Consider the following 22293-nt stretch of genomic DNA (forward strand, 5'->3'; position numbering starts at 1 on the left):
TGTGGATTGATCAGGTGTCGGACTGGCTGTTTTCGATGACCGGCGCCTGCTCTTGTTCCTGCTCGCGCATGCAGTCGGCGCGCGCCTCGCTGGCCTGACGGTTGGCGTTGCGGTTTTCGGCAGTGATGGCCTGGCGCAGCTGGGTGATGCGCGGCGTATTGTTGCCCGACTCCTGCAGCAGCTTGATCTGTTGCTGCAGCGCTGCGACACGGTCGTTGGAGGCGGCATAGATGCCGGCGCGGGCCTGGTCCAGGCACTGGCGGTCAACACGCAGGTTGCTGCCGGCCAGCTGGCCGTTGCGCAGCACATGGGGTTGGGCGCTGGCGGTGCAGGGATGCTGGGAGTACACGGTCTCGCCGGATTTCCCGCTGCATTTGTAGACCTGGGCGGCGGCGATGCCCGGCAGGCAAAGCAAAAGCAAGACAGCGGAACGGATCATGGGCGAGCGGCTCGTGGAAGTAGGCGCACACTGCCATGGCCGGCGCGATCAGGCAATCGCACCGGCATGGCGATGCCGGATTATTTGATCCGGCGCACCTTTGCACGGGTGTTGTGGCCATCCACCTGCAGGTACCAGACGCCCATCAGCCCCGGGGTGATACGCACGCTCTTGTTCTCGCCACGGGCACCACTGAGGGTGGCTGTGTCGGTCTGCTCCCAGACCTGGCCATTGTCCAGGGTGTACTGACGGCCCTTGCCGAAGCCGTTGAAGCTGCCCGGCAGGGTGGCACTGATCGGCTCGTTGCTGCCGAAATCCAGGAAGCCACGATGCTTGACGATCACTTCCTGGCGGCCGTCTTCCAGAGCCTGTTCGCGGACCTGGGCGGCGGCCTGTTCCACCGTGCCCTGCAGCCAGGCATTGAGGCTGGCCAGTTCGGCCGGGCTGAGCTTGTCCAGGCCGGCTGCCCGGAACTGCTCGGCACTCATCTGTTGTTGCAGATCGGTGTTGATCACACGTTGGGCCAGGGCAGTAGCCGGTGCCAGCGCGGAGGCCAGCAGACAAATGCAGAACAGGCGTGATACAGCCTTCATTGGAGATTGTTCCCGGTGGCAGTTGCCCCTAGTGTAGGGGCATCCATGGCAGGTGCAGGGTTGTGAACGAGATTTTGCCGAACGGGCTGGAGGCGCTGTTGCTGCGCCCGGCATTCAATGTGCTGGGCGCGCCGCTGCGCGCGCAGTTGGTGCGGGTGTGGGCTGGCCATCAGGAGCTGGCCGTTTCCAGCATGCGCATGGATTGGACTGCGCTGGCCGACATGGGCGACGCACTGGCCCGGCTCAATGCCGAAGAGCCGGTGGTGCTGGCCGCGCTGCTGGCCGACATGCCACTGCTGCGTGAGCGACGCGCCCAGCTGGAGTTGCCATCGGCGCTGCTGGCCGTGGTCGATGGCCTGCTCGACAGCCAGGATGCCGCCGACCAGGTCTGGGCGCTGCATGCCGGGCGCGAGGCAGGGCGCAACGGCGAAGGCTTGCGTCGGCTGCTGCTGGCCATCATCCGTGACCTGCGGGTGGTGCCGATCCTGCTGGCGCGCCAGCTCGCCCTGCTCAAGGCCGCGCCACGGCGCAGCGAGGATGAGCGGCGCGCCCTGGCCCAGCTGACCCGTGACATCCATGGCCCGCTGGCCAACCGCCTGGGCATCTGGCAGCTGAAGTGGGAGCTGGAGGACATGGCCTTCCGTTTCCTGGAGCCTGACACCTACCGGCATATCGCCCGGGAGGTCGATCAGACCCGTCTGGCCCGCGAGCACTACGTGGAAAACGTCAAGGCCCAGCTCAGTGCCGGCCTGGCCGAGCACGGGATCAAGGGCGAGGTCACCGGGCGGCCCAAGCACATCTACAGCATCTGGCGGAAGATGCAGAAAAAGCGCCTGTCCTTTGACCAGCTCTACGACCTGCGTGCGGTGCGGGTGATGGTCGATGACGTGGCCAGCTGCTACGCCGTGCTGGGCGTGGTGCATGCGTTGTGGGTGCCGGTGCCCAGTGAGTTCGATGACTACATCGCCCGGCCCAAGGCCAATGACTACCGCTCCCTGCACACGGCGGTGATCGGCCCGGAAGGGCGCACCATTGAGGTGCAGATCCGCACCCACCAGATGCATGCGCAGGCCGAGCTGGGCGTGGCCGCGCACTGGAAGTACAAGGAGGGCGGCAAGGGCGCGGAGAGTGCTTTCGAGCGCAAGATCACCTGGATGCGCCAGCTGCTGGAGCAGGCCGGCGAGGGCAGTGGCGAGGAGCTGGCCGGCGCCCTGGATGCCGAACTGCTGGAAGACCGGGTCTATGCCCTGAGCCCCAAGGGCGAGGTGATGGACCTGCCGGCCGGCGCGACCCCGCTGGATTTTGCCTACCACGTGCACACCATGGTCGGGCACCGTTGCCGCGGGGCCAAGGTCAACGGCCGCATCGTGCCGCTGACCTACCACCTGCGCAGTGGCGACCGGGTCGAGATCATGACCGGCAAGGAGCCGGACCCGCGGCGTGACTGGCTCATGCCCAGTGCCGGTTACCTGGCCAGCAACCGCTCGCGCGAGAAGGTGCGTGGCTGGTTCCACAAGCTGGACCGGGCGCGCAACATCGAGGCCGGGCGCGAGCTGCTGGACAAGGAACTGCGCCGCCTGGGCCTGCTCTCGGCCGACCTGGGCAAGGTGCTGGCGCGCTTCCATGCCGACAGCATCGAGGAGCTGCTGATCGCGCTGGCGCTGGGTGACATCGGCCCCAATGCGATCAGCCGGGCCCTGCTGGAGGCCGAAAAGCCGGTCGAGCCCAGCCCGGCCCTGCCGCGTCCCACGGCCAAGCCGGTGCGTACCGATACCCGTGGTTTCACCATCGATGGGGTCGGCAACCTGCTGGTCCAGCTGGGCCGGTGCTGCCGCCCGGTAGCCGGCGAGCCGATTGCCGGCTACCTGACCCTGAGCCGCGGAGTGACCGTGCACCGCAGTGACTGCAGTGCGTTTGCCCGGCTGTCGGCGCTGCACCCGGAGCGGGTGATGCCGGTGGAATGGGGCCGGGCCGGTGGTGGCTACGAGGCCGACATCCAGGTGCTGGCCGTGGACCGGCGCTGGCTGCTCAAGGACATCACCAACCTGATCGCCCAGGCCGATGCCTATGTGCTGGACATCAACTCGGACAACGTGCGCGACTCCGGCCGGGCCGTGCTGCGCCTGCGCCTGAAGGTTGCCGATTACGACCAGCTGTCCAACCTGCTGGGCAAGATCGATGCCCTGCCGGGAGTGGACGAGGTGCGCCGGGTCGGTTGATCGACCCGGTTGCCCGGTTGCCGCTCAGGGCAGGAATACCTCGGCGACGGTGCGGCGGGCGGCTTCCAGCGAAAAATGCTGGCGGATGTTTTCCAGCCCGCCTTGTGCCAGTTGCTGCCACAGCACCTGATCGTTGTAGAGCGCGATGACCGCTGCTGCGAAGCCGGCCGCGTCATCGGCGATCAGGACGTCATGGCCGTGCTGCAGGTGCATGCCCTCGGCCGCGCAGGACGTGGCCACTACCGGCTGCCCGTGGGCCATGCTCAGGTTGACCTTGCCCTTGACCCCGGCTCCGAAGCGCAGTGGTGCCACGGCCAGCCGGCAGCCATCCATGTAGGGGGCAATGTCGGCCACGTAACCATGCACGGTCACCTGTGGCATGCCGGCAGCCAGCGACATCACCGACGCCGGTGGATCCTGTCCGATCAGGTGCAGCTGTACCCGGGGCAGGTGTGGCTGGATCAGCGGGAAGATCTCGCGCAGCAGCCACAACACCGCATCGGTGTTGGGCGGATGGCCGAAACCGCCGACGAAGACGATGTCCTTGCGCTGTTCCCGGCCCGGTGGCCGGGTTTGCGGCTGGTGCAGGTTGGAAATCAGGGCGGTGCGCACCTGCGGCGCATCGGTACGCAGCTGGGCCTGTTCGGCGGCGCTGACCAGCACGGTGATGTCGGCCTGGGCCATCACCGCCAGTTCGCGCTTGCGGGTACGTGCGGCCTCGCTGCGCAGGGCCGGATCATTGGCCACTTCCGCGCCGCGCGCCTCGCGCAGGTAATGCAGGTCGACGGTGTCAAACAGGATGCGCGCCTGCGGTGCGTACTTGCGTACCAAGGGCAGGCTGGCCTGGGCCAGGTGATGGCGGACCAGCATGATGCTGTCAAAACGCTTGCCATGCTCGGCCAGCCAGCGCCCGAGGCTGCCGATGCTGGCCGCCGGCCAGGTTTCCACGCCGGCACGGCGCAGGGCTGCCGCACCGGCATCGCCGGCCGCAGCGGAGGTGGAGAGCATGACCACATGGGCGCCCAGCCCGGACAGCAGCTGCAGCAGGTGGGTCTGGCGCAGCGAGGCCGAATCACGGTCCGGCTGCGGCAGGGTTTCATCGATGATCAGCACCTGCGCCTGGCCCTGGTGCAGCAATCCCGGGCCGGGAATGCTGCCCGGGGCCGGATGGCTGGCCAGTTGCGCCTGCCAGTGCCGGGCGAAGGTGTGCTGGTTGCGCAGTTGGTGTGCCTTCAGCCCGCTGCGCACGTCGGTGCCGTGGCTGGTGCCTTCGTCGTGCACGACCTGGCTGGCCGGCTGCACCAGCACGCGCAGGCCGCGCTGGCGCACACGCATGGCCAGGTCGGCATCCTCGTAGTAGGCGGGGCAGTAGCGCGTGTCCAGACCACCCAGTTCGTCCCACAGTCGGCGGCTGAGCATGACCGAAGCGCCCGAACAGTAATGACTGTCGCGCAGGGCGCTGTAGCGCGGATCGGTGGCTGATTCGAAGCGGCCGTAGCTCCAGGCGCTGCCATCGCTGAACAGTACCGCCCCGGATTCCTGCAGGCGTCCGTCCGGATACAGCAGCTGGCTGCCGACCAGTCCGGCATTGGCGACGCCCTCAATGGTTTCCAGCAGCCGGTCCAGCCAGCCGGGCTGCGGGATGGTGTCGTTGTTGAGCAGGACCACGTACTGGCCACGGCTGCGGCCTACGCCGTCATTGCAGGCATGGATGAAGCCGCCGTTGCACCCGCGCACCTCGTAGCGCAGGCCGTGGATCTGGGGCAGCCACTGCACGGTCTGGTCGCTGCTGCCATCGTCGATGACGATGACCTCGATGCTGGCCTGCGGTGGGTGGGCGGCGATGGCGCGCAGGCAGGCCAGGGTATGGGCGGCCTGGTTGTAGACCGGAATGATGATGCTGACCCGTGGTTCATTGCTGTTTGGCAATGTGAAGGGTGCAAACGGCACGGCAGCGGGCAGATACAGCGCCGGCCGGCTCTGTGCGGCCGGTGGCCGGGCATGCACCAGGACCCGTGACCAGGTGGCGCGCCAGCCGCGTGTGCGCAGGCTGGCCGCGCTGCGGTGGGCCAGGCCGAGCAGGCGTTGCAGCCAGTAACGGGCGTCGGCCAGGGTTGAGGGCATAGCTTTGGACTCCTGATGCGGCATCGGGTTCACACAAACGCTGGGCAGACGCGCCGCCTGCGCTAGACTCGCCCGGAACAGTCCATTCTCGCATCCCTGTGTCCCTACGTAACCCAAGCACCTCAAAACGCAAGTCGCCGCCCGCTCCGGTCCTGCGCGGGCGCCTGATCACCGCGGCGCTGGCCCTGCTGGCCCTGGCACTGGGGTTCTTGATCCCGTACGTGGTCCATCTCAACAGCCAGGTGACCGAGCGTTTCGGCCAGCTGCGCTGGCAGGTGCCCACCCGCGTGTATGCGCGGCCGCTGGTGCTGGCCCCGGGCGTGGCGATGGATGCGGCGACCCTGCGCGTGGAGCTGGCTGCGGCCGGCTACATCGATGATGGCAAGGGCCAGGCCGCGTCGACCTACCTGCGCGATGGCAACCGCTTCGTCATCTCCAGCCGCGGCTATATCGACGTGGACGGCCGGGTGCCGGCACAGCGGGTGGAAGTGCGCCTGTCCGGTGGCCAGGTCAACCGTCTGGCCCTGGCCGGCGGCGATGCCCTGCGTGCGGCCCGCCTGGACCCGGCCCGTATTGCCACCCTGTACGGCGCCAAGCAGGAAGAGCGTCGTCTGGTGCGCATGGAAGAAGTGCCCGACCTGCTGGTGACCGGCCTGCAGGCGGTGGAAGACCGGGATTTCAGCCGCCACCACGGCATCGATGTCAGCGGCATCATCCGCGCGCTGTGGGTGACCGTGCGTTCGGGCGGCCAGACCCGCCAGGGCGCCTCCACCCTGACCCAGCAGCTGGCCCGCTCCGGCCTGCTGGGGATCGGCAAGGAGCGCACCCTGCGGCGCAAGTTCAATGAAATCCTGTACGCCCTGATCATGGAGGTGCGCTATGACAAGCGCACCATCCTGGAGGCCTACATGAACCAGGTGTACCTGGGCCAGCGTGGCAGCCAGGCCATCCATGGCATGGGCTCGGGCGCGGAATTCTGGTTCGGCCGCCGTCTGGACGGGCTGTCCACCGAGCAGGTGGCCCTGCTGATCGGCCTGGTCAAGGGGCCGTCCTACTACGATCCGCGACGCCAGCCGGAGCGTGCCCTGGACCGGCGCAACTTCGTGCTCGGCAAGCTGCTGGAAAATGGCCTGATCGACCAGGCCGAGCATGACCGGGCCGCGGCAGCACCGCTGGGCGTGCCCGAACAGCCGGGGCTGGCCGCGGCCAACCGCTTCCCGGGCTATATCGACCTGGTGCGCCGCCAGCTGGGTAATGACTACCCGGAAAGTGACCTGCAGGGTGCCGGCCTGAGCGTGTTCACCGGCATGTCGCCGTCGGCCCAGGCCTATGCCGAGGGCGCAGTGGCGCACACCATCAAGACCCTGGAAAACCGTCGTCGTCCGGAGCTGCAGGCCGGCCTGGTGCTCACCGATGTGCACAGCGGCGACGTGCTGGCGGTGGTTGGCTCGCGTGATGCGGCCGAGCATGGCTTCAACCGCGCGGTGGAAGCGCAGCGTCCGGTCGGCTCGCTGCTCAAGCCCTTCGTCTACATGTTGGGCCTGGCCCGGCCGCAACAGTGGTCGCTGGGCACCTATGTGGATGACTCCCCGGTCACCGTGCAGCTTTCGCGCGGGCGGCAGTGGAAGCCGGGCAATTCCGATGGCCGCAGCCACGGCCATGTGCGCATGATCGATGCGCTGGCCCACTCCTACAACCAGGCCACGGTGCGCATCGGCATGGATGCCGGCCCGGAGCGGCTGGCCCAGCTGCTCAATGTGCTGGCCGGGATCAAGGCCGAGGGCAACCCGGCGCTGATCCTGGGCTCCACCGACCAGAGCCCGTATGCGATGACCCAGCTCTACCAGTTCCTGGCCTCGGGTGGGCAGATCCAGCCGCTGCATGCCGTGCGTGGTGTGGTTGCCGCCGACGGCACCCTGCTCAAGCGCTACGACAACACCCCCGAACCGGCCCAGGCAGGTGACCGGGTCGCGGCCAACCTGGTCAATGTCGCCCTGCAGCAGGTGGTGACCTCCGGTACCGCGCGTGGCCTGCTCGGCGAGGGCTTGGGCCGGCTGGATGCCGCCGGCAAGACCGGCACCTCCAACGATGGCCGCGACAGCTGGTATGCCGGTTACACCGGCGACCACCTGGCCGTGGTGTGGATGGGCAATGACCAGAACGAGCCGACCGGCCTGTACGGCGCCAGCGGCGCGATGCGGGTCTGGGCCGGCATCTTCAAGAAGCTTCCCAGCCGCGCGCTGGAGGTCACCAACGAGGGCCTGGAGTGGGCCTGGGTGGCCGATGGGCGCAACGAATCCACCGACGAAGGCTGTGCCGGTGCGCGGCGCCTGCCTTATGTGTCCGGTTACGCGCCGGCCTACGTGGCCTGCGCGCCGGTGGAGCCGGAACTGATTGAAGGCCAGGAGCAGGGCGGTGGCTGGCGCAGCTGGTTTGGCCTGCCGCCGCGTGAGGCAGAGCCCGAGCCGGCCGTGCAGGAACAACCGTGAGCAACAATGTGATGAACAAGTCGATTGTGTGGCCGGGCCTGCTGGCCCTGGCCTTGGCCGGTTGCGGCAGTGCCCCGGTGGCGCCGTTGCCGGTATTTGTTGACCCCTTGAGCCCGGCCCAGCGCATGGCCGAAGTGGAGGCGGTGGCGGGCAGCCAGGATGACGAGCTGCACGTGCAGCCGCTGCGCGATGCACAGGTCCAGGACCTGCGCGAGCAGGCCCTGGCCGCACGCACGGCGGGCAACCTGGATCAGGCCCGGCAGCTGCTGGAGCAGGCCCTGGCCTTGGTCGACAACGACCCGGCGATCCTGCAGGAGCGGGCCGAGATTGCCCTGCTGGCGGCCGAGCCGGCCGTTGCCGAACAGTTTGCCCGCCAGGCCCTGGCCCTGGGCTCGCGCACCGGCCCGCTGTGCCGGCGCCACTGGGCCACGGTGTGGCAGTCGCAACTGGCACGCAATGAAGCGGCCAACGCGGCCTCGGCCCAGGCCCAGATCGAAGGCTGCACGGTGCCGCCGATCCAGCGCTTCTGAGGCGCCGCTCTTGTCATTGCTGGAAACCCGTACCGCCGCGGCGCTGGCCCCGGGCGGTGCGCTGGACGACATCCTCGACGGTTTTGCCCCGCGCCCGGCCCAGCAGCAGCTGGCTGGGGCCATTGCCACGGCCATTGAACAGGTCGATGTGCTGCTGGCCGAAGCCGGCACCGGCACCGGCAAGACCTTTGCCTACCTGGTACCGGTGTTGCTGTCGGGCAAGCGCAGCATCATTTCCACCGGCACCCGCGCCTTGCAGGACCAGCTGTTCCACCGCGACCTGCCACGTCTGCAACAGGCGCTGGGTGTGCGCCCGCGTGCGGCCCTGCTCAAGGGGCGGGCCAATTACCTGTGCCGTTACCGCACCGAGCAGGCGCTGACCGCACCGCAGGGCGCTGCCGACCTGGCCGAGCTGGCGCGGGTGGCGGCCTGGGCCGGGCGCAGCAGCGACGGCGATATCAGTGGCCTGGCCTGGCTGGGCGAGCAGTCGCCGCTGCTGCCGCAGATCACCTCCACCCAGGACAATTGCCTGGGCCATGACTGCCCGTTCTGGGGCGATTGTTTCGTGGTCGCTGCGCGCCAGCGGGCCCAGGCGGCCGATCTGGTGGTGGTCAACCATCATCTGCTGCTGGCCGATCTGGCCCTCAAGCAGGAGGGCTTTGGCGAAATCCTGCCCGGCGCGCAGGCCTTCATCATCGACGAGGCGCACCAGTTGCCGGAGCTGGCGGCCAATTTCTTCGGCCAGAGCTTTGGCTCGCGTCCGTTGCAGGAACTGGCGCTGGACTGCGAGCGCGAAGCGGGGCAGGTGGCCGCGGCTGCCAGCGTGGTGGCCACCCCGGCCGCTGCCCTGGCCCAGGCCCTGCAGCAGTTGCGCCAGGCCATGGGCAAGCTGCCGCAGCGGGGTACCCAGTGGGCGGCGATGATCCAACCGGCGGTGGCCGATGGCTTCGAGCTGCTGGAGCAGGCCATCGGCCTGCTGCTGGCGGCGCTGGCCGGGGTCAAGGATGCCTCGGCCGGCCTGTTGGCCTGCCATGCGCGCGCCCAGCTGGCCCTGCGTGGCCTGCAGCAATGGCTGGATGCCCCGGCCGAGGCCGGTCTGTTCGACGATGCCGACCTGCCGGGCGCCGAGGCGGAGGCCGGGCCGGCCTGCGTGCGCTGGTACGAGCTGAGCGCGCGTGGTTTCCGCTGCCAGACCACGCCGATGGATGTGTCCGGGCCGTTGCGCCAGCACCGCCAGGCCACGGCGGCAGCCTGGGTGTTCACCTCGGCCACGCTCACCGTCGGTGGGGGTTTTGAGCATATCGCCGCCCGCCTGGGCCTGGATGATCCGGCCACCTTGAGCCTGCCCAGCCCGTTCGATTGGGCCGGGCAATCGCTGTGTTACCTGCCGCCGGACCTGCCCGATCCGGCCGCCAGCCAGTTCGGTGCGGCCCAGCTGGCGGCGGTGCTGCCGGTGCTGCAGGCCTCCGGCGGGCGGGCATTTTTGCTGTTTGCCTCGCACCGGGCCCTGCGCGAGGCCGCCCAGGCGCTGGCCGGCTCGCCGTGGCCGTTGTTCGTGCAGGGCAGTGCGCCACGCGCGCGGCTGCTGGAGCAGTTCCGCGCGGCCGGCAACGGTGTGCTGCTGGGTACGGCCAGCTTCCGCGAGGGGGTGGACGTGGTGGGCGATGCGCTCAGCGTGGTGGTGATCGACAAGCTGCCCTTTGCGGCCCCGGACGACCCGGTCTTCGCCGCCCGCCTGGAGGCCATCGAGCGTGCCGGCGGCAATGCCTTCCGTGCCGAACAGCTGCCGCAGGCGGTGATTGCACTGAAGCAGGGCGTGGGCCGTCTGCTGCGCAGCGAGACCGATCGCGGCGTGCTGGTGCTGTGCGACCGCCGCCTGCAGACCCGCAGCTACGGCAAGGTGTTTTTCGCTTCGCTGCCGGCCCTGCGCTGTACCCGGGAGCTGGCCCAGGTGCAGGCCTTTTTCGGCCACGCGCCGGCCGTGGATGCGCCGGCCGCCGGATCGGCGCAAACTGATGACCTGTTTGACGAGTTGAATTGATGAAACTGCTAGCCATCGAAACCGCCACCGAAGCCTGTTCGGTGGCCGTCCATGTGGACGGCGCGCTGATTGAACGCTTTGAAATCGCCCCGCGCCGGCATACCGAGTTGACCCTGCCGTGGGCCGGGCAGTTGCTGTCCGAGGCCGGCATCAGCCGCAACCAGCTCGATGCGGTGGCCATCAGCCGTGGACCGGGGGCGTTCAGCGGGGTGCGTCTGGCCATTGCCATCGCCCAAGGCATTGCCCTGGCCATCGACCGCCCGTTGCTGGCCCTGTCCACCCTGCAGGTGCTGGCCCAGCGTGCCCCGGCCGGGCAGGACAAGGTGCTGGCGGCCATCGATGCGCGCATGGGCGAGGTCTACACCGGGCGTTTCGTGCGTGCCGATGGCCAGTGGCTGGCGCAAGGCGTCGAGCAGGTGCAGGCACCGGAAACGGTGGTGCTGGACGGGCAGGGCTGGTTCGGCGTGGGCACCGGTTTTGCCGCTGCGGATGGCGTATTGGCCAGCCGCCTGCAGGACGGGCTGCTCGGTGTGGATGCCTGCGCACTGCCGCATGCGGCCGACCTGGCCACCCTGGCGGTGGCGGCATGGCAGCGTGGCGAAGCCATCGCCCCGGAATTGGTCGAGCCGACCTACCTGCGCAACAACGTGGCCCTGACCCTGGTCGAGCAGCAGGCGCTGCGGGAGTCGAAGAAGTGACCGCCCGTGCTTCTGCCCGTGCCCGTTTCCGTGGCTGCCTGATGGGCCTGGCGGTGGGTGATGCGCTGGGCACCACCGTGGAATTCCAGCCGCCGGGCAGCTTTGCCCCGATCACCGACATGACCGGTGGTGGCCCGTTCAACCTGCAGCCCGGGCAATGGACCGATGACACCGCCATGGCTCTGTGCCTGGCCACCAGTCTGGTCGAGCGCGGCGGGTTTGATCCGTATGACCAGATGCGCCGCTATGTGCGCTGGTATCGCGAGGGTTACTTCAGTGCCACCGGGCAATGCTTTGACATCGGCAACACCGTGCGTGCGGCGCTGGAGCGCTTCGAACACAGCGGCGAGCCGATGGCCGGTTCGACAGACCCGCACAGCGCGGGCAACGGCGGCCTGATGCGGCTGGCTCCGGTGGCCATGGCCTGGGCCCTGCAGGCGCCGGAAACCAGCCATTTCGCCGCCGAGGCCACCCGCACCACGCATGCGGCCGAGGAGGCGCTGGACGCCAGCCGGCTGTTTGCCACCCAGCTGCGCCATGCCCTCAACGGTGAGGACAAGCACATCATCCTGGTCGGTCACCGGGCCCGGATCAGTGCGCCGGCCATCGTGGAGATCGCCAAGGGCGATGTCGCCGGCTGGGATCCGGCCACGATTGCCGGTACCGCTTATGTGGTGGATTCGCTGCGCGCGGCGCTGTGGTGCTTTGCCACCACCGAGGACTTCGCCAGTGCCGTGCTCAAGGCGGCCAACCTGGGCGATGACGCCGACACCACGGCGGCCATCTGTGGCCAGCTGGCCGGTGCCTATTACGGCGTGCAGGGCATCCCGCAGCACTGGCGCGAAAAGATCGCCATGGCCGATACCATCAACGCGCTGTCCGACCAGCTCTACCAGGCTGCCCTGCTCGGCTGAGCCGCATGCTGCGTGGGCCGCGTCTTCAGCGGTCCACGTCGCGCAGGGTGCCGCCGGGCAGGAAGCTCCAGGTGCGGGTCACCTGCAGGATATCCACCCCGTCGCGGGCATCGGGCAGGGGCGGGTAGGGCTGGGCCAGCTGGACGATGCGCAGGGCCGCGTCATCGAGCAGTGGCGTGCCCGAGCTGCGCAGCACGCGGGCACTTTCCAGCGAGCCGTCGCGGCGCACGCCCACAGTGATTACCACCTGGCCGCCGAGGCGTTGCTGGCGGGCCTGGTCGGGATAATTCAGGTTTCCGACCCGTTCGGCGCGGTCCACCCAGGCGCGCAGATAGTTGGCGTAGGCGTATTCGCGGGTCGAGGCGGAGACAAACTTGCGCGTCGGGCGCTTGGCGTACTGCTCCGAGCGCAGGTGGACCTCAGCGGCCAGACGCGCCATTTCGGCGTCGCGCTGTTCGCGCGCATTGAGCGGGGCATCCGGCTGCGGCTGTTCCGGCGGTGTGCGCGGCTGGGCCAGGGCCTGTTGCTGTTCGCTGTTGCGGCTGCTGACCACCCGGGCCTGGGGCGGCGGCTGGGCCGCGGCGCTGCTGGCCTGTTGCGGCAGCGGGGCAACACCCTCGCGGCTGCGCGGTACGAAGCCGGCCTGCGGTTCGCGCGGGCGTTGCGCCGCCTCGTGCTCGCCGCCGCCGACCTGGTTGGCCTGGGCCAGGAAGTCGGCCTGCTTGGGGGTGAGCGGGGTGCTGGTCTGGCTGAAGATCACATCCAGGGTCGGCACCAGTGCGGCCGGATCGCTGACGGTGAAGCCGATGCCGGCGATCACCATCGCATGCAGCAGTACCGACAGGGTCAAGGTGGCGCCCAGGCGGCCGGATTCGGCCGCCGGAGCCGGAGCAGGGACCGCCGGATTCATTGCGCCAGGCCGGCTTCGATGGCGTCAAACAGCTGGCCGCAGATGTTCAGGCCGAACTGGGCATCCAGCTCGCGGGCACAGGTCGGGCTGGTGACGTTGACTTCGGTCAGGTAGTCGCCAATCACATCCAGGCCGACAAAACGCATGCCGCGCTGGCGCATCAGCGGGCCGACCTGGGCGGCAATCCAGCGGTCGCGCTCGCTCAGCGGGCGGCCTTCGCCGCGGCCGCCGGCGGCCAGGTTGCCGCGGAATTCATCGCCCTGCGGGATGCGTGCCAGACAGTAATCCACCGGCTCGCCGTCGATCAGCAGGATGCGCTTGTCGCCGGCACTGATGTCGGGAATGAACTTCTGCGCCAGGGCCAGCTGGCTGCCGCCGTCGGTCAGCGTTTCCAGGATCACGTTGAGGTTGGGATCGCCGGTGCCGGAGCGGAAGATCGAGCGCCCGCCCATGCCGTCCAGCGGCTTGAGCACGGCCTGGCCGTGTTCCAGGACGAAGGCCTTCAGGGCCTTGGCATCGCGGCTGACCAGGGTGGGCGGGCAGCACTGCGGGAACAGCAGGGCAGCCAGTTTTTCGTTGTAGTCGCGCAGGCCCTGGGGGTTGTTGACCACGCAGGCGCCGGCATCCTCGGCCAGCGACAGCACCTGGGTGTCATACAGGAACTGGCTGTCAAAGGGCGGATCCTTGCGCATCAGCACCACCTGGCCGGGGCCGAAGGTGGTGGTGGTCCACTCACCCAGCTGGTACCAGCCGGCTGCATCATCGCTGACCTGGAGCGGGGCGGTGTGGGCTATGGCCACGCCATCGGCAATGGCCAGGGCACCGGGCCGCACGTAGTGCAGGCGGTGGCCGCGGCGCTGGGCTTCCAGCAGCATTGCAAAGGTGGTGTCTTTGGCGATCTTGATCTTTTCGATCGGGTCCATCACCACGATGACATCCAGGGTCATGTCCTCAAGCCTGCAAGAATGGTTCAGGCGACCATGTTAGCGAGTTGCGCGCCACTTGCGGGCACGTACCCCCATGGCGGGCAGGGAAGTGGCAGAATGGGCGGGCAATTGCTGCGCAGCTAACTGCGACGTGCGTCTCATTGGGTGCTCCAACAGCATCGCGAAATGGACGCAACTTGACAGTGACCGGCAGGATTGGGATATAGATGCGTCTTCGCAATGGCGTTGCGTATTGGCTCAACACGCCATGCATGGGGAAAACTCAATGGCTGAAAACATGGCTGCGGGCGGGGAGCTCGCGGGGCTGAAGGTCATGGTCATCGATGATTCGAAGACCATTCGACGGACGGCGGAAACCTTGCTCAAACGCGAGGGGTGTGAAGTGGTCACGGCCACTGATGGTTTCGAGGCCCTGGCCAAGATTGCCGACCAGCAGCCGCACATCATCTTTGTCGACATCATGATGCCGCGCCTGGATGGGTACCAGACGTGCACCCTGATCAAGAGCAACCAGCGTTTCAAGTCGACGCCGGTGATCATGCTGTCCTCCAAGGACGGCCTGTTTGACAAGGCACGCGGTCGCATCGTGGGTTCGGAGCAGTACCTGACCAAGCCGTTCACCCGCGATGAGCTGCTCGGGGCGATTCGCACCTACGTAAACGCCTGACCAGGGGGACAGGTACATGGCAACGATTTTGTTGATCGAAGACTCACCCACGGACCGGGCGGTGTTCACCCAGTGGTTGGAGCGTGCCGGGCATCAGGTGCTGGCCGCCGACAATGCTGAAGACGGTCTGCAGCTGGCCCGCGAACAGCGTCCCGGGCTGGTGCTGATGGACGTGGTGTTGCCCGGCATGAGTGGCTTCCAGGCCACGCGTGCGTTGGCACGCGACGAGTCGACCAAGCAGATTCCGGTGTTGATCGTTTCCACCAAGAACATGGAAACCGATAAGGCCTGGGGCCTGCGCCAGGGCGCGGTGGACTACATCGTCAAGCCGCCTCGCGAAGATGAGCTGATTGCGCGCATCAACGAGCTGGTGAACTGATGCGCTCGCCATTCGACATCCTGGAAGCCTACGAGCAGCGCAGCCTGCAGCACGCGGTACAGCTGCCGGGGCGCGAGTTCTCGGCCGAGTTGTGGCGCGGGGTCGGCTACCGGATCGGCAAGCGCCGGCTGGTGTCCGATTTCCGCGAGGTGGTGGAAATCGTGCCGATGCCACAGGTCACCCTGGTTCCCGGGGCCCAGCCATGGCTGCTGGGCGTGGGCAACCTGCGTGGCAACCTGTTCCCGGTGATCGACCTGAAGTACTTCCTGGAAGGGCAGTTCACCTCGTTGAGCGAGGGTCAGCGCGTGCTGATCGTGCGCCAGGCCGGCGGTGACGTGGCCCTGACCATCGACGAACTGTACGGCCAGCGCAGCTTCAACCCGCACCAGAGTGTGGATCCGGGTGTGCTGGCACAGGGCCGCTACCGTTACTTCGTTGATCGTGCCTACCACGACGATGGCCACGACTGGGGCGTCTTCTCGCTCGCCCTGCTCTCGCGTACTCCCGAATTCCGCCACGCTGCCGCCTGATCCGGCAGCGTTTGCGTGTGCCCAAAAAATCGCTGACTTGAGGTCTCACCTGATGAGCAATGCGTCCGACGCCACCACTTCGAGCAAGCTCGGCAACCTTGGCGCCAACTTCTGGCTTGGCCTGTTGCTGTTGTCGATGCTGGTCTTTGGTGCCAATACCGGTGTAGCCACCTGGCAGGGTGGTCGTCTGGCCGGCGGCCAGGACGGCGCTGCCGACCTGCAGGTGCTGTCCCAGCGCCTGGCCATCCAGGGCCGTGAGGCCGTCGCGGGCAACGCCCCGGCCTTCAACGAGTTCAAGGACACCCGCGCGGCGATTGAAACCACCGTCAACGGCCTGCAGGGCCGTTTTGGCGAAGAGGCCGGTGTGTCCGGCCCGCTGCGCGAACTGGTCAACACCTGGAGCCCGCTGGCCGAGCGTGCCGGCCAGATCGTGCAGTCCGAACCGGCCGTGCTGGCGCTGTCCGGCCACGCCGACAGCTTCGTGGCGGCTGTGCCGGCCCTGCAGGCCGAGTTGAACGAAGTGGTGCGTGCGATGACGGCCTCCGGCGCCCAGGCCAGCCAGATCTACAACGCACTGCAGCAGGTGGTTGTGGCCGGCACCATGGCCCGCCGCGTCACTGAAATGCGTGCCGGCGGCCCGGGTGCGCGCGCCGCAGGCGACGCCATGGCCCGCGACATGGTCGTGTTCAGCCAGATGCTGGACGGCCTGCGCAACGGCAATGCCGAATTGAACGTGGCTGCCGTGCGCAGCCCGGCGGCCCTGGCCGCGCTGGAGAAGTCGGCCAGCGTCTGGCAGGGCATGAAGAAGGACGCCGACGCCATGCTGGCTTCCTCGCGTCACCTGTTCGCTGCCCAGGCCGCATCGGCGGCGCTGGCCACCGATTCGGACAAGATGCTGGCTGACAGCCGTGCCCTGATGCAGAGCTTCACTGCCTTCGGTTCGGTGCGTGACAAGCGCATCTTCCCCAACTTCTGGTGGTCGGTGATCTTCGGTGCGCTGTCGGTGGTGTCCATCGTCGGCTTCTTCTACACCACCGTGCGCAGCCGTTCGCGCGAACAGGACCTGCGTTACCAGGCCCAGGTGGAATTCAACAGCCGCAACCAGCAGGCAATCATGCGTCTGCTGGACGAAATCTCCTCGCTCGGTGAGGGTGACCTGACCGTCAAGGCCTCGGTGACCGAGGACATGACCGGCGCCATCGCCGACGCAATCAACTACGCCGTTGATGAAATGCGCCACATGGTGACCACCATCAACTCGACCTCCGGCAAGGTGGCCGAGGCAACCGAATCCAGCCGTGCCACCGCACTGCAGCTGGCCGACGCGGCAGGCCACCAGGCCGACCAGATCAACAGCGCTTCGGAGCGTATCGCTGAAGTGGCAACCTCCATTGAGCAGGTGTCGCGCAACTCGGCCGAGTCGGCCGACGTGGCACAGCGCTCGGTGGTGATCGCCGCCGAAGGCGCCGGCGTGGTGCGCGAGACGATCCAGGGCATGGACCAGATCCGTGACCAGATCCAGGAAACCTCCAAGCGCATCAAGCGCCTGGGTGAGTCCTCGCAGGAAATCGGCTCGATCGTGGAACTGATCAACGACATTTCCGAGCAGACCAACATCCTGGCATTGAACGCGGCGGTGCAGGCAGCCAGCGCCGGTGAGGCCGGTCGCGGTTTCGCCGTGGTGGCCGACGAAGTGCAGCGCCTGGCAGAACGTACCTCCGGTGCGACCCGTCGAATCGAAGGCCTGGTGCAGGCCATTCAGGCCGATACCAACGAAGCGGTCTCCTCGATGGAGCAGACCACCGCCGAAGTGGTCTCCGGTGCGCGCCTGGCCGAAGACGCCGGTACCGCCCTGACCGAAATCGAACGCGTGTCCAACGCCCTGAACACCTTGATCAAGAACATCTCGGTGGCCGCACAGCAGCAGTCGGCAGCGGCAACGGACATCACCCAGACCATGGGCGTGATCCGTCAGATCACCAGCCAGACCTCCACCGGTGCCAGCCATACCGCCGAGTCGATCGGCCATCTGGCCCAGCTGGCGGCGGATCTGCGCCGTTCGGTGGCCGACTTCAAGCTGCCGGCATGAGCCGGGCTCGGGCCGTTGCATCAGGGAAACCACGAATGAGCCGTTGCCGTATTGTTTTCAACCTGCCCCTGGCTGCCATTGCGCCGGGCACCAACCTGTCGATGGAGCACCGCCATGAGTACGCGTGAGGCGATGAGCCACGCTGCGCTGGGTTGGGTCAAGCCCGAGCTTGACCAGACCTTGCTGCAGATGCGCCAGCAGATCGAGGAGTATGTCGAGAACCCGGGCGACGGCCAGCAGATGCTGCAGGCCGCCAACGCCCTGCACCAGGTCCACGGCACCTTGCAGATGGTCGAGCTGTACGCTCCGGCGATGGTGGCCGAGGAGCTGGAGCTGCTGGCCAAGGCGGTGCAGCAGGGCGTGGTGGCCGACAGCGAGGAGGCGTGCGCGTTGCTGATGCGCGGCACCGTGTTGCTGCCCGACTATCTGGAGCGCCTGCAGAACGGTCACCGCGACATTCCGATCGTGCTGCTGCCCTTGCTCAACGAGATCCGTGCCGCGCGTGGTGCCGAGGGCCTGAACGAGAGCGTGCTGCTGGCTTTCGGGCCGGAAGCGGCCGATGTCAGCGCCGAGGAACTGGAACACGCGCGTGGCTCGCTGGCCGGGCGCAACCGTGACCTGCTGGCCACCGTTGGTGGCGTGGTCAAGGAAGAACTGCTGCGCATCAAGGATGCGCTGGACCTGCACCTGCGCACCAGCGCGCCGGCCTCGGCCCTGCAGACCCAGGTCAACGAGCTGTCGGCGGTGGCCGACACCCTGGCCATGATGGGCCTGGAAAGTGCCCGTGAGCTGGTCCTGGGCCAGCGCCAGTCGCTGGTGGATGTGGTGGACAGCCAGTCCAACATCGACGAAGACCTGCTGCTGGAAATCGCCGGTGCCCTGCTGTACGTGGATGCCTCGCTGGATGACCAGGTCTCGACCCTGGGCTCGGGCGGGCGTCACGATGAAGACCCGGTGGCGGTGGAAACCCAGCGCACGGTGGAGGTGCTGGCCGCCGAGGCGATCACCAACTTCGCCCAGGCGCGCGAACACTTCGTCGCCTTCATTGAAACCAACTGGGATCATGCCCGACTGGCCGACGTGCCGCGCCTGCTCGGCGATGTCGCCGGCGCGCTGCAGATCCTGTCCATGGATGAGCCGGCGCAATACGTCACCGGCGTGCAGCTGTACATCCAGAACGAACTGATTGGCCGCCTGCGCATTCCCAGCGGCCGCCAGCTGGATACCCTGGCCGATGCGATGGCCTCGCTGGAGTACTACCTGGAAGGGGTGCGCGAGCGCCGTCCGGGCGGTATCGAAATCCTGGAAATCAGCCGTACCTCGCTGCAGACCCTGCGCTACTGGCCGCTGCCGCGCGACGTGGCTGTGGCCGAGCCGTCGCAGGCCGCCGAGGTGCCGGATATCGCTTCGCTGCTGAGCCCGGTGCCGGAACTGGAGCGCCTGTCGCCAGCGGCCAGTGTGGCCCCGCTGGCCGCCGTGCCGGCTGACGCGCCGGCCGAGATGCCGACGCCGGCCCGCCCGGCGGTGGATGATTACCCGTACGTGTTTGCCGCCTCGCACCAGGTGCCGGGGCAGGGCAGCAGCCCGTTTGATCCGGTACGTGCCGAGGATGCCGGCCCTGAGCTGGTCGACACCCATACCCTGCAGCCGCTGGTGCTGGAAGACACCGCCGACAGCCTGTCCGATCTGGCTTCGCTCGCCGACGCCGGCGATGGTGCCGGTTTCAACAGCTTTGACCCGGTGGTGGCCGAGGACGTACAGCCGGTGGATACGGCTGCGCTGGACATTGTTCCGTTTGATCCGGCACTGCTGGTCGATGATGCCGTCGAGGGCCTGGAGGCCGACGCACAGCCGGCCTACAGCGGTCGTGGCGAGGCGGTGGAAAACGAATTGCGCGACGCCGGCCTGCCGGTGGCCAGCGATGTGGCCCCGATCGTGCTGGATGACGCCCTGGATGTGGCCGGTGCGACCCTGATCGAGCCGCAGGCGTTGGAATGGAGTGCCGAAGAAGCGGCCTTCTTCTCCCAGCTCAGCGACAGCGCCGGTGCCCTGCAGCCGGTGTCCGGGGAGCCGCTGGTCGACGCACCGCTGGCCGACGTGCCGGCTGCTGCGGCAGTGATCAACGATGCCGGTTTCCAGGACAGCGGCAGCCTGGTCGATGCCGATACCCAGGAAATTCGCGAGGTGTTCCTGGAGGAGTTCGACGAGGAACTGGGCAACCTGAAGCAGATGTTGCCGGCCTGGTCGGCCAACCCGGGCCAGAACGAGCTGCTGCTGCCTGTGCGTCGCGTGTTCCATACCCTCAAGGGCAGTGGTCGCCTGGTCGGCGCACGCACCCTGGGTGAGTTCAGCTGGTCGATCGAAAGCATGCTCAACCGCGTGCGCGATGGCCTGCGCCCGGCCAGCCCGGCCGTGGTCGCCATGGTCCAGCTGGCCGTGGACGAGGTCCTGCCGCAGCTGTACGGCGCACTGCATGCCGGCAGCGCGGTCAGTGCTGACCTGATGGCCATCCAAGGGGTGGCCGAGCGTGTGGCCTCCGGTGAGGAAACCTATTACGTGCCGGCCGCGCGTGCTGCCGTGGCGGCGCCGGCGATCGTGCCGGAACAGGTCATCTCGGTGAACGACCCGGCCGATGCCGTGGTGCAGGAAGCGGCCGTGGACGACGAGCCGGCCGGTACCCCGGCGGCGGTGGACAGCGTGCTGCTGGATATCCTGCAGGCCGAAGTCACCACCCACCTGGCCACCTTGCGTGGCTGGCTGGCAGCCAGCGAGCTGGAACCGCAGCCGGTGGACGAGCCGCTGCTGCGTGCCGTGCACACCATGAGCGGCGCCTTCGCCATGACCGAGGTGCCGGAAATCACCGATGTCACCGGTCCGGCCGAAGCTTTGGTCAAGCGCTTGCTGGCGGCTGCGGTGGTTCCGGGTGTGGCGGTGATCTCGGTCCTGTCCGCTTCGGCCCAGGCCATTGCCCAGACCCTGGAAGCCTTGCAGGCCGAGCGCCCGATGATTCCCAGCTTCCAGCAGTTGAATGCCCAGCTGCGGGAGCAGGTGGCGTTGCTGCCGGAAGCCGGCAATCCGCTGGTCGGCAACGACGAAAACTGGGATATGGACGTGCAGGAGCCGGAGCAGGCGCCGGTGGACCTGCTGGCAGAAGAAATCGCCAGCCAGTTGCCCCAGGCCGATGCCGCCCAGGTGGTCGCCGATGACCTGAGCGCCTACCTGGGCAACAGTCTGGAACTGCCGGAAGCCAGCGAAATTGATGCGCTGATCTCGGCGGCAGGCTTGAGCCTGGCTGTTGAAACGCCGGTAGTGCCGGCCGCAGATGCAGTCGTCGAACAGGCTGCCGATGCTGATACGGTCGAGAGCGAATTGACCGTTGACGCTCCGATGCTGGAACTGGCCGAGGCTCCGGTGGAGCTGGCCGTGGAGCCGGTGGCCGAACAGGCTGCCGAGATCGACGCAACCGAAGCCGAGCTGGCCATTGACGTGCCGGCGCTGGAACTGGTCGAGGCCCCGGTCGAACAGGCCGTGGAGCCGGTGGCCGAACAGGCTGCCGAGGTCGAAGCGGTCGAGGCCGAACCGGCCGTTGACGTATCGGCGCTGGAACTGGCCGATGCTGCGCTCGAGCTGGCCGTAGAGCCGGTGGCCGAACAGGCTGCCGAGATCGAAGCGGTCGAGGCCGAACCGGCCATTGACGTGCCGGCGCTGGAACTGGCTGATGCTCCGGTCGAGCTGGCCGTGGAGCCGGTGACCGAACTGACTGCCGAGATCGAAGCGGTCGAGGCCGAACTGGCCGTTGACGTGCCGGCGCTGGAACTGGCCGAGGCTCCGGTCGAACTGGCCGTGGAGCCGGTGGCCGAGCAGGCTGCTGATGTCGAAGCAGTCGAAGCAGTCGAAGCAGTCGAAGCAGTCGAAGCAGTCGAAGCAGTCGAAGCGGTCGAAGCGGTCGAAGCGGTCGAAGCGGTCGAAGCCGAACTGGCCGTAGAGCCGGTGCTTGAGTCGATCGACGCCGCTGTTGCCGCGCCGCACTTCGAGCTGGAAACCGCTGATGACCTGCAGCAGGCATCGGTCGAGCCGCAGTTGCTGGTTGAACAGCCGCAGGCTGCCGAGGTCGAGGCTGTCGACAGCCTGGACTTCGACCTGCTGGATCTGGAGCTGGTGGATATCTTTGTCGAGGAAGGCAAGGATCTGCTGGACCATTGCGATGACCTGATTGCCCAGCTGCGCAACGATGCACAGGATGGCGATGCCATCGCCGGGCTGCAGCGTGACCTGCACACCCTCAAGGGTGGTGCGCGCATGGCCGGCATCAATCCGATCGGCGATCTGGCCCACACCGTTGAATCCCTGCTCGAGGCCGTGGCCGCTGAGCGCCTGCAGCTGGGCAGCGCCGAAGTGCGTCTGCTGGAGAGCGGCTTTGACCACCTGCACCGGATGGTCACCCGCACCGGTGAACACCGCTCGGTGAGCCTGCCGCAGGCCGTGGTCGATGCCTTTGAGGCCCGTACCCAGGGCATGCAGCTGCAGGTCGAGGATGGGGATGTTCCCGCCTACGAGCAGACGCTCAATCCGGCCCAGGACGAGGTACAGGCGCAGGCGCAGGCGGACATTGCCGCTGCCGATGTGCTGACGCAGCCTGTTGCCGAAGCCGAAGCCGAAGCCGAAGCCGAAGCCGAAGCCGAAGCCGAAGCCGAAGCCGAAGCCGAACACGACCCCGTAACCGG

Annotated in this window: 16 protein-coding genes; 11 read left to right on the top strand and 5 right to left on the bottom strand. The window is 67.7% G+C overall.

Going from position 1 to position 22293, the window contains the following annotated elements; genetic code table 11:
• Window positions 1-10 precede the first annotated feature (10 nt).
• Window positions 11-439, bottom strand: coding sequence for a DUF4124 domain-containing protein (locus ABB30_RS01125; protein ID WP_083489604.1), 429 nt, complete (start codon window positions 437-439; stop codon window positions 11-13).
• A gap of 80 nt (window positions 440-519) precedes the next feature.
• Entirely contained in the window at window positions 520-1032 is a 513-nt protein-coding gene (locus ABB30_RS01130; RefSeq protein ID WP_057636403.1) for a hypothetical protein, read from the bottom strand.
• Between the two features lie 191 nt (window positions 1033-1223).
• Here ABB30_RS01130 and ABB30_RS01135 point away from each other — a divergent pair, with 191 nt between their 5' ends.
• The gene (locus ABB30_RS01135) at window positions 1224-3251 is read left to right on the top strand and encodes a bifunctional (p)ppGpp synthetase/guanosine-3',5'-bis(diphosphate) 3'-pyrophosphohydrolase (protein ID WP_152980487.1); all 2028 of its coding nucleotides are present in this window, start codon (window positions 1224-1226) and stop codon (window positions 3249-3251) included.
• Between the two features lie 24 nt (window positions 3252-3275).
• On the opposite strand, the gene ABB30_RS01140 is transcribed toward ABB30_RS01135, so the two are convergent.
• Window positions 3276-5375 carry a glycosyltransferase gene (locus ABB30_RS01140; protein WP_057636405.1) on the bottom strand — a complete coding sequence of 700 codons (2100 nt, stop codon included), beginning with the start codon at window positions 5373-5375 and terminating at the stop codon, window positions 3276-3278.
• Between the two features lie 98 nt (window positions 5376-5473).
• On the opposite strand from ABB30_RS01140, the gene mrcB reads away from it, so the two are divergent.
• Genes mrcB through ABB30_RS01165 form a run of 5 tightly spaced genes read left to right on the top strand, consistent with a single transcriptional unit; the run spans window position 5474 to window position 12047 of the window.
• The gene (gene mrcB, locus ABB30_RS01145; RefSeq protein ID WP_057636406.1) at window positions 5474-7864 is read left to right on the top strand and encodes a penicillin-binding protein 1B; all 2391 of its coding nucleotides are present in this window, start codon (window positions 5474-5476) and stop codon (window positions 7862-7864) included.
• An 11-nt stretch (window positions 7865-7875) separates the two neighbouring features.
• On the top strand, window positions 7876-8394 hold the full coding sequence (locus ABB30_RS01150) for a hypothetical protein (protein ID WP_057636407.1): 519 nt from the start codon (window positions 7876-7878) through the stop codon (window positions 8392-8394).
• A 10-nt stretch (window positions 8395-8404) separates the two neighbouring features.
• Entirely contained in the window at window positions 8405-10435 is a 2031-nt protein-coding gene (yoaA, locus tag ABB30_RS01155) for a DNA repair helicase YoaA (protein ID WP_057636408.1), read from the top strand.
• Window positions 10435-11133 carry a tRNA (adenosine(37)-N6)-threonylcarbamoyltransferase complex dimerization subunit type 1 TsaB gene (tsaB, locus tag ABB30_RS01160; protein ID WP_057636409.1) on the top strand — a complete coding sequence of 233 codons (699 nt, stop codon included), beginning with the start codon at window positions 10435-10437 and terminating at the stop codon, window positions 11131-11133. Before yoaA ends, tsaB begins: the two co-directional genes overlap by 1 nt.
• 41 nt (window positions 11134-11174) lie before the next feature.
• Window positions 11175-12047, top strand: coding sequence for an ADP-ribosylglycohydrolase family protein (locus ABB30_RS01165; RefSeq protein ID WP_057636422.1), 873 nt, complete (start codon window positions 11175-11177; stop codon window positions 12045-12047).
• A 25-nt stretch (window positions 12048-12072) separates the two neighbouring features.
• Here ABB30_RS01165 and ABB30_RS01170 read toward each other — a convergent pair whose 3' ends face one another.
• The gene (locus ABB30_RS01170; RefSeq protein WP_057636410.1) at window positions 12073-12957 is read right to left on the bottom strand and encodes an energy transducer TonB family protein; all 885 of its coding nucleotides are present in this window, start codon (window positions 12955-12957) and stop codon (window positions 12073-12075) included.
• Window positions 12954-13904, bottom strand: coding sequence for a glutathione synthase (gene gshB, locus ABB30_RS01175; RefSeq protein ID WP_057636411.1), 951 nt, complete (start codon window positions 13902-13904; stop codon window positions 12954-12956). The genes ABB30_RS01170 and gshB overlap by 4 nt, the downstream gene beginning before the upstream one ends.
• Before the next feature lie 265 nt (window positions 13905-14169).
• Between gshB and pilG the strand changes: the two genes are divergently transcribed.
• From pilG to ABB30_RS01200, 5 genes are all read left to right on the top strand, one after another.
• Window positions 14170-14571 carry a twitching motility response regulator PilG gene (gene pilG / locus ABB30_RS01180; RefSeq protein ID WP_057636412.1) on the top strand — a complete coding sequence of 134 codons (402 nt, stop codon included), beginning with the start codon at window positions 14170-14172 and terminating at the stop codon, window positions 14569-14571.
• Between the two features lie 16 nt (window positions 14572-14587).
• Window positions 14588-14950 carry a response regulator gene (locus tag ABB30_RS01185; protein WP_057636413.1) on the top strand — a complete coding sequence of 121 codons (363 nt, stop codon included), beginning with the start codon at window positions 14588-14590 and terminating at the stop codon, window positions 14948-14950.
• A complete protein-coding gene (locus ABB30_RS01190) occupies window positions 14950-15480 on the top strand; it encodes a chemotaxis protein CheW (protein ID WP_057636414.1) in 531 nt (176 codons plus the stop codon). Before ABB30_RS01185 ends, ABB30_RS01190 begins: the two co-directional genes overlap by 1 nt.
• Before the next feature lie 52 nt (window positions 15481-15532).
• Complete coding sequence (locus ABB30_RS01195; protein WP_057636415.1) at window positions 15533-17569, top strand: methyl-accepting chemotaxis protein; 2037 nt, start codon at window positions 15533-15535, stop codon at window positions 17567-17569.
• Between the two features lie 114 nt (window positions 17570-17683).
• A partial coding sequence (locus tag ABB30_RS01200) for an Hpt domain-containing protein (protein WP_152980484.1) occupies window positions 17684-22293 on the top strand: 4610 nt, incomplete at its 3' end.

Origin of the sequence: Stenotrophomonas ginsengisoli (assembly GCF_001431485.1) — a bacterium.
In the GTDB taxonomy this organism is placed as follows: domain Bacteria; phylum Pseudomonadota; class Gammaproteobacteria; order Xanthomonadales; family Xanthomonadaceae; genus Stenotrophomonas; species Stenotrophomonas ginsengisoli.

What these genes read in the sequence shown, in the direction of transcription:
- ABB30_RS01190 (WP_057636414.1), top strand. Translation starts at nt 14,950, where the DNA reads ATGCGCTCGCCATTCGACATCCTGGAAGCCTACGAGCAGCGCAGCCTG.
- ABB30_RS01125 (WP_083489604.1), bottom strand. Translation starts at nt 439, where the DNA reads ATGATCCGTTCCGCTGTCTTGCTTTTGCTTTGCCTGCCGGGCATCGCC.
- pilG (WP_057636412.1), top strand. Translation starts at nt 14,170, where the DNA reads ATGGCTGAAAACATGGCTGCGGGCGGGGAGCTCGCGGGGCTGAAGGTC.
- ABB30_RS01140 (WP_057636405.1), bottom strand. Translation starts at nt 5,375, where the DNA reads ATGCCCTCAACCCTGGCCGACGCCCGTTACTGGCTGCAACGCCTGCTC.
- gshB (WP_057636411.1), bottom strand. Translation starts at nt 13,904, where the DNA reads ATGACCCTGGATGTCATCGTGGTGATGGACCCGATCGAAAAGATCAAG.
- ABB30_RS01185 (WP_057636413.1), top strand. Translation starts at nt 14,588, where the DNA reads ATGGCAACGATTTTGTTGATCGAAGACTCACCCACGGACCGGGCGGTG.
- ABB30_RS01195 (WP_057636415.1), top strand. Translation starts at nt 15,533, where the DNA reads ATGAGCAATGCGTCCGACGCCACCACTTCGAGCAAGCTCGGCAACCTT.
- tsaB (WP_057636409.1), top strand. Translation starts at nt 10,435, where the DNA reads ATGAAACTGCTAGCCATCGAAACCGCCACCGAAGCCTGTTCGGTGGCC.
- ABB30_RS01170 (WP_057636410.1), bottom strand. Translation starts at nt 12,957, where the DNA reads ATGAATCCGGCGGTCCCTGCTCCGGCTCCGGCGGCCGAATCCGGCCGC.
- ABB30_RS01165 (WP_057636422.1), top strand. Translation starts at nt 11,175, where the DNA reads ATGGGCCTGGCGGTGGGTGATGCGCTGGGCACCACCGTGGAATTCCAG.
- ABB30_RS01130 (WP_057636403.1), bottom strand. Translation starts at nt 1,032, where the DNA reads ATGAAGGCTGTATCACGCCTGTTCTGCATTTGTCTGCTGGCCTCCGCG.
- ABB30_RS01150 (WP_057636407.1), top strand. Translation starts at nt 7,876, where the DNA reads ATGAACAAGTCGATTGTGTGGCCGGGCCTGCTGGCCCTGGCCTTGGCC.
- ABB30_RS01135 (WP_152980487.1), top strand. Translation starts at nt 1,224, where the DNA reads ATGCGCATGGATTGGACTGCGCTGGCCGACATGGGCGACGCACTGGCC.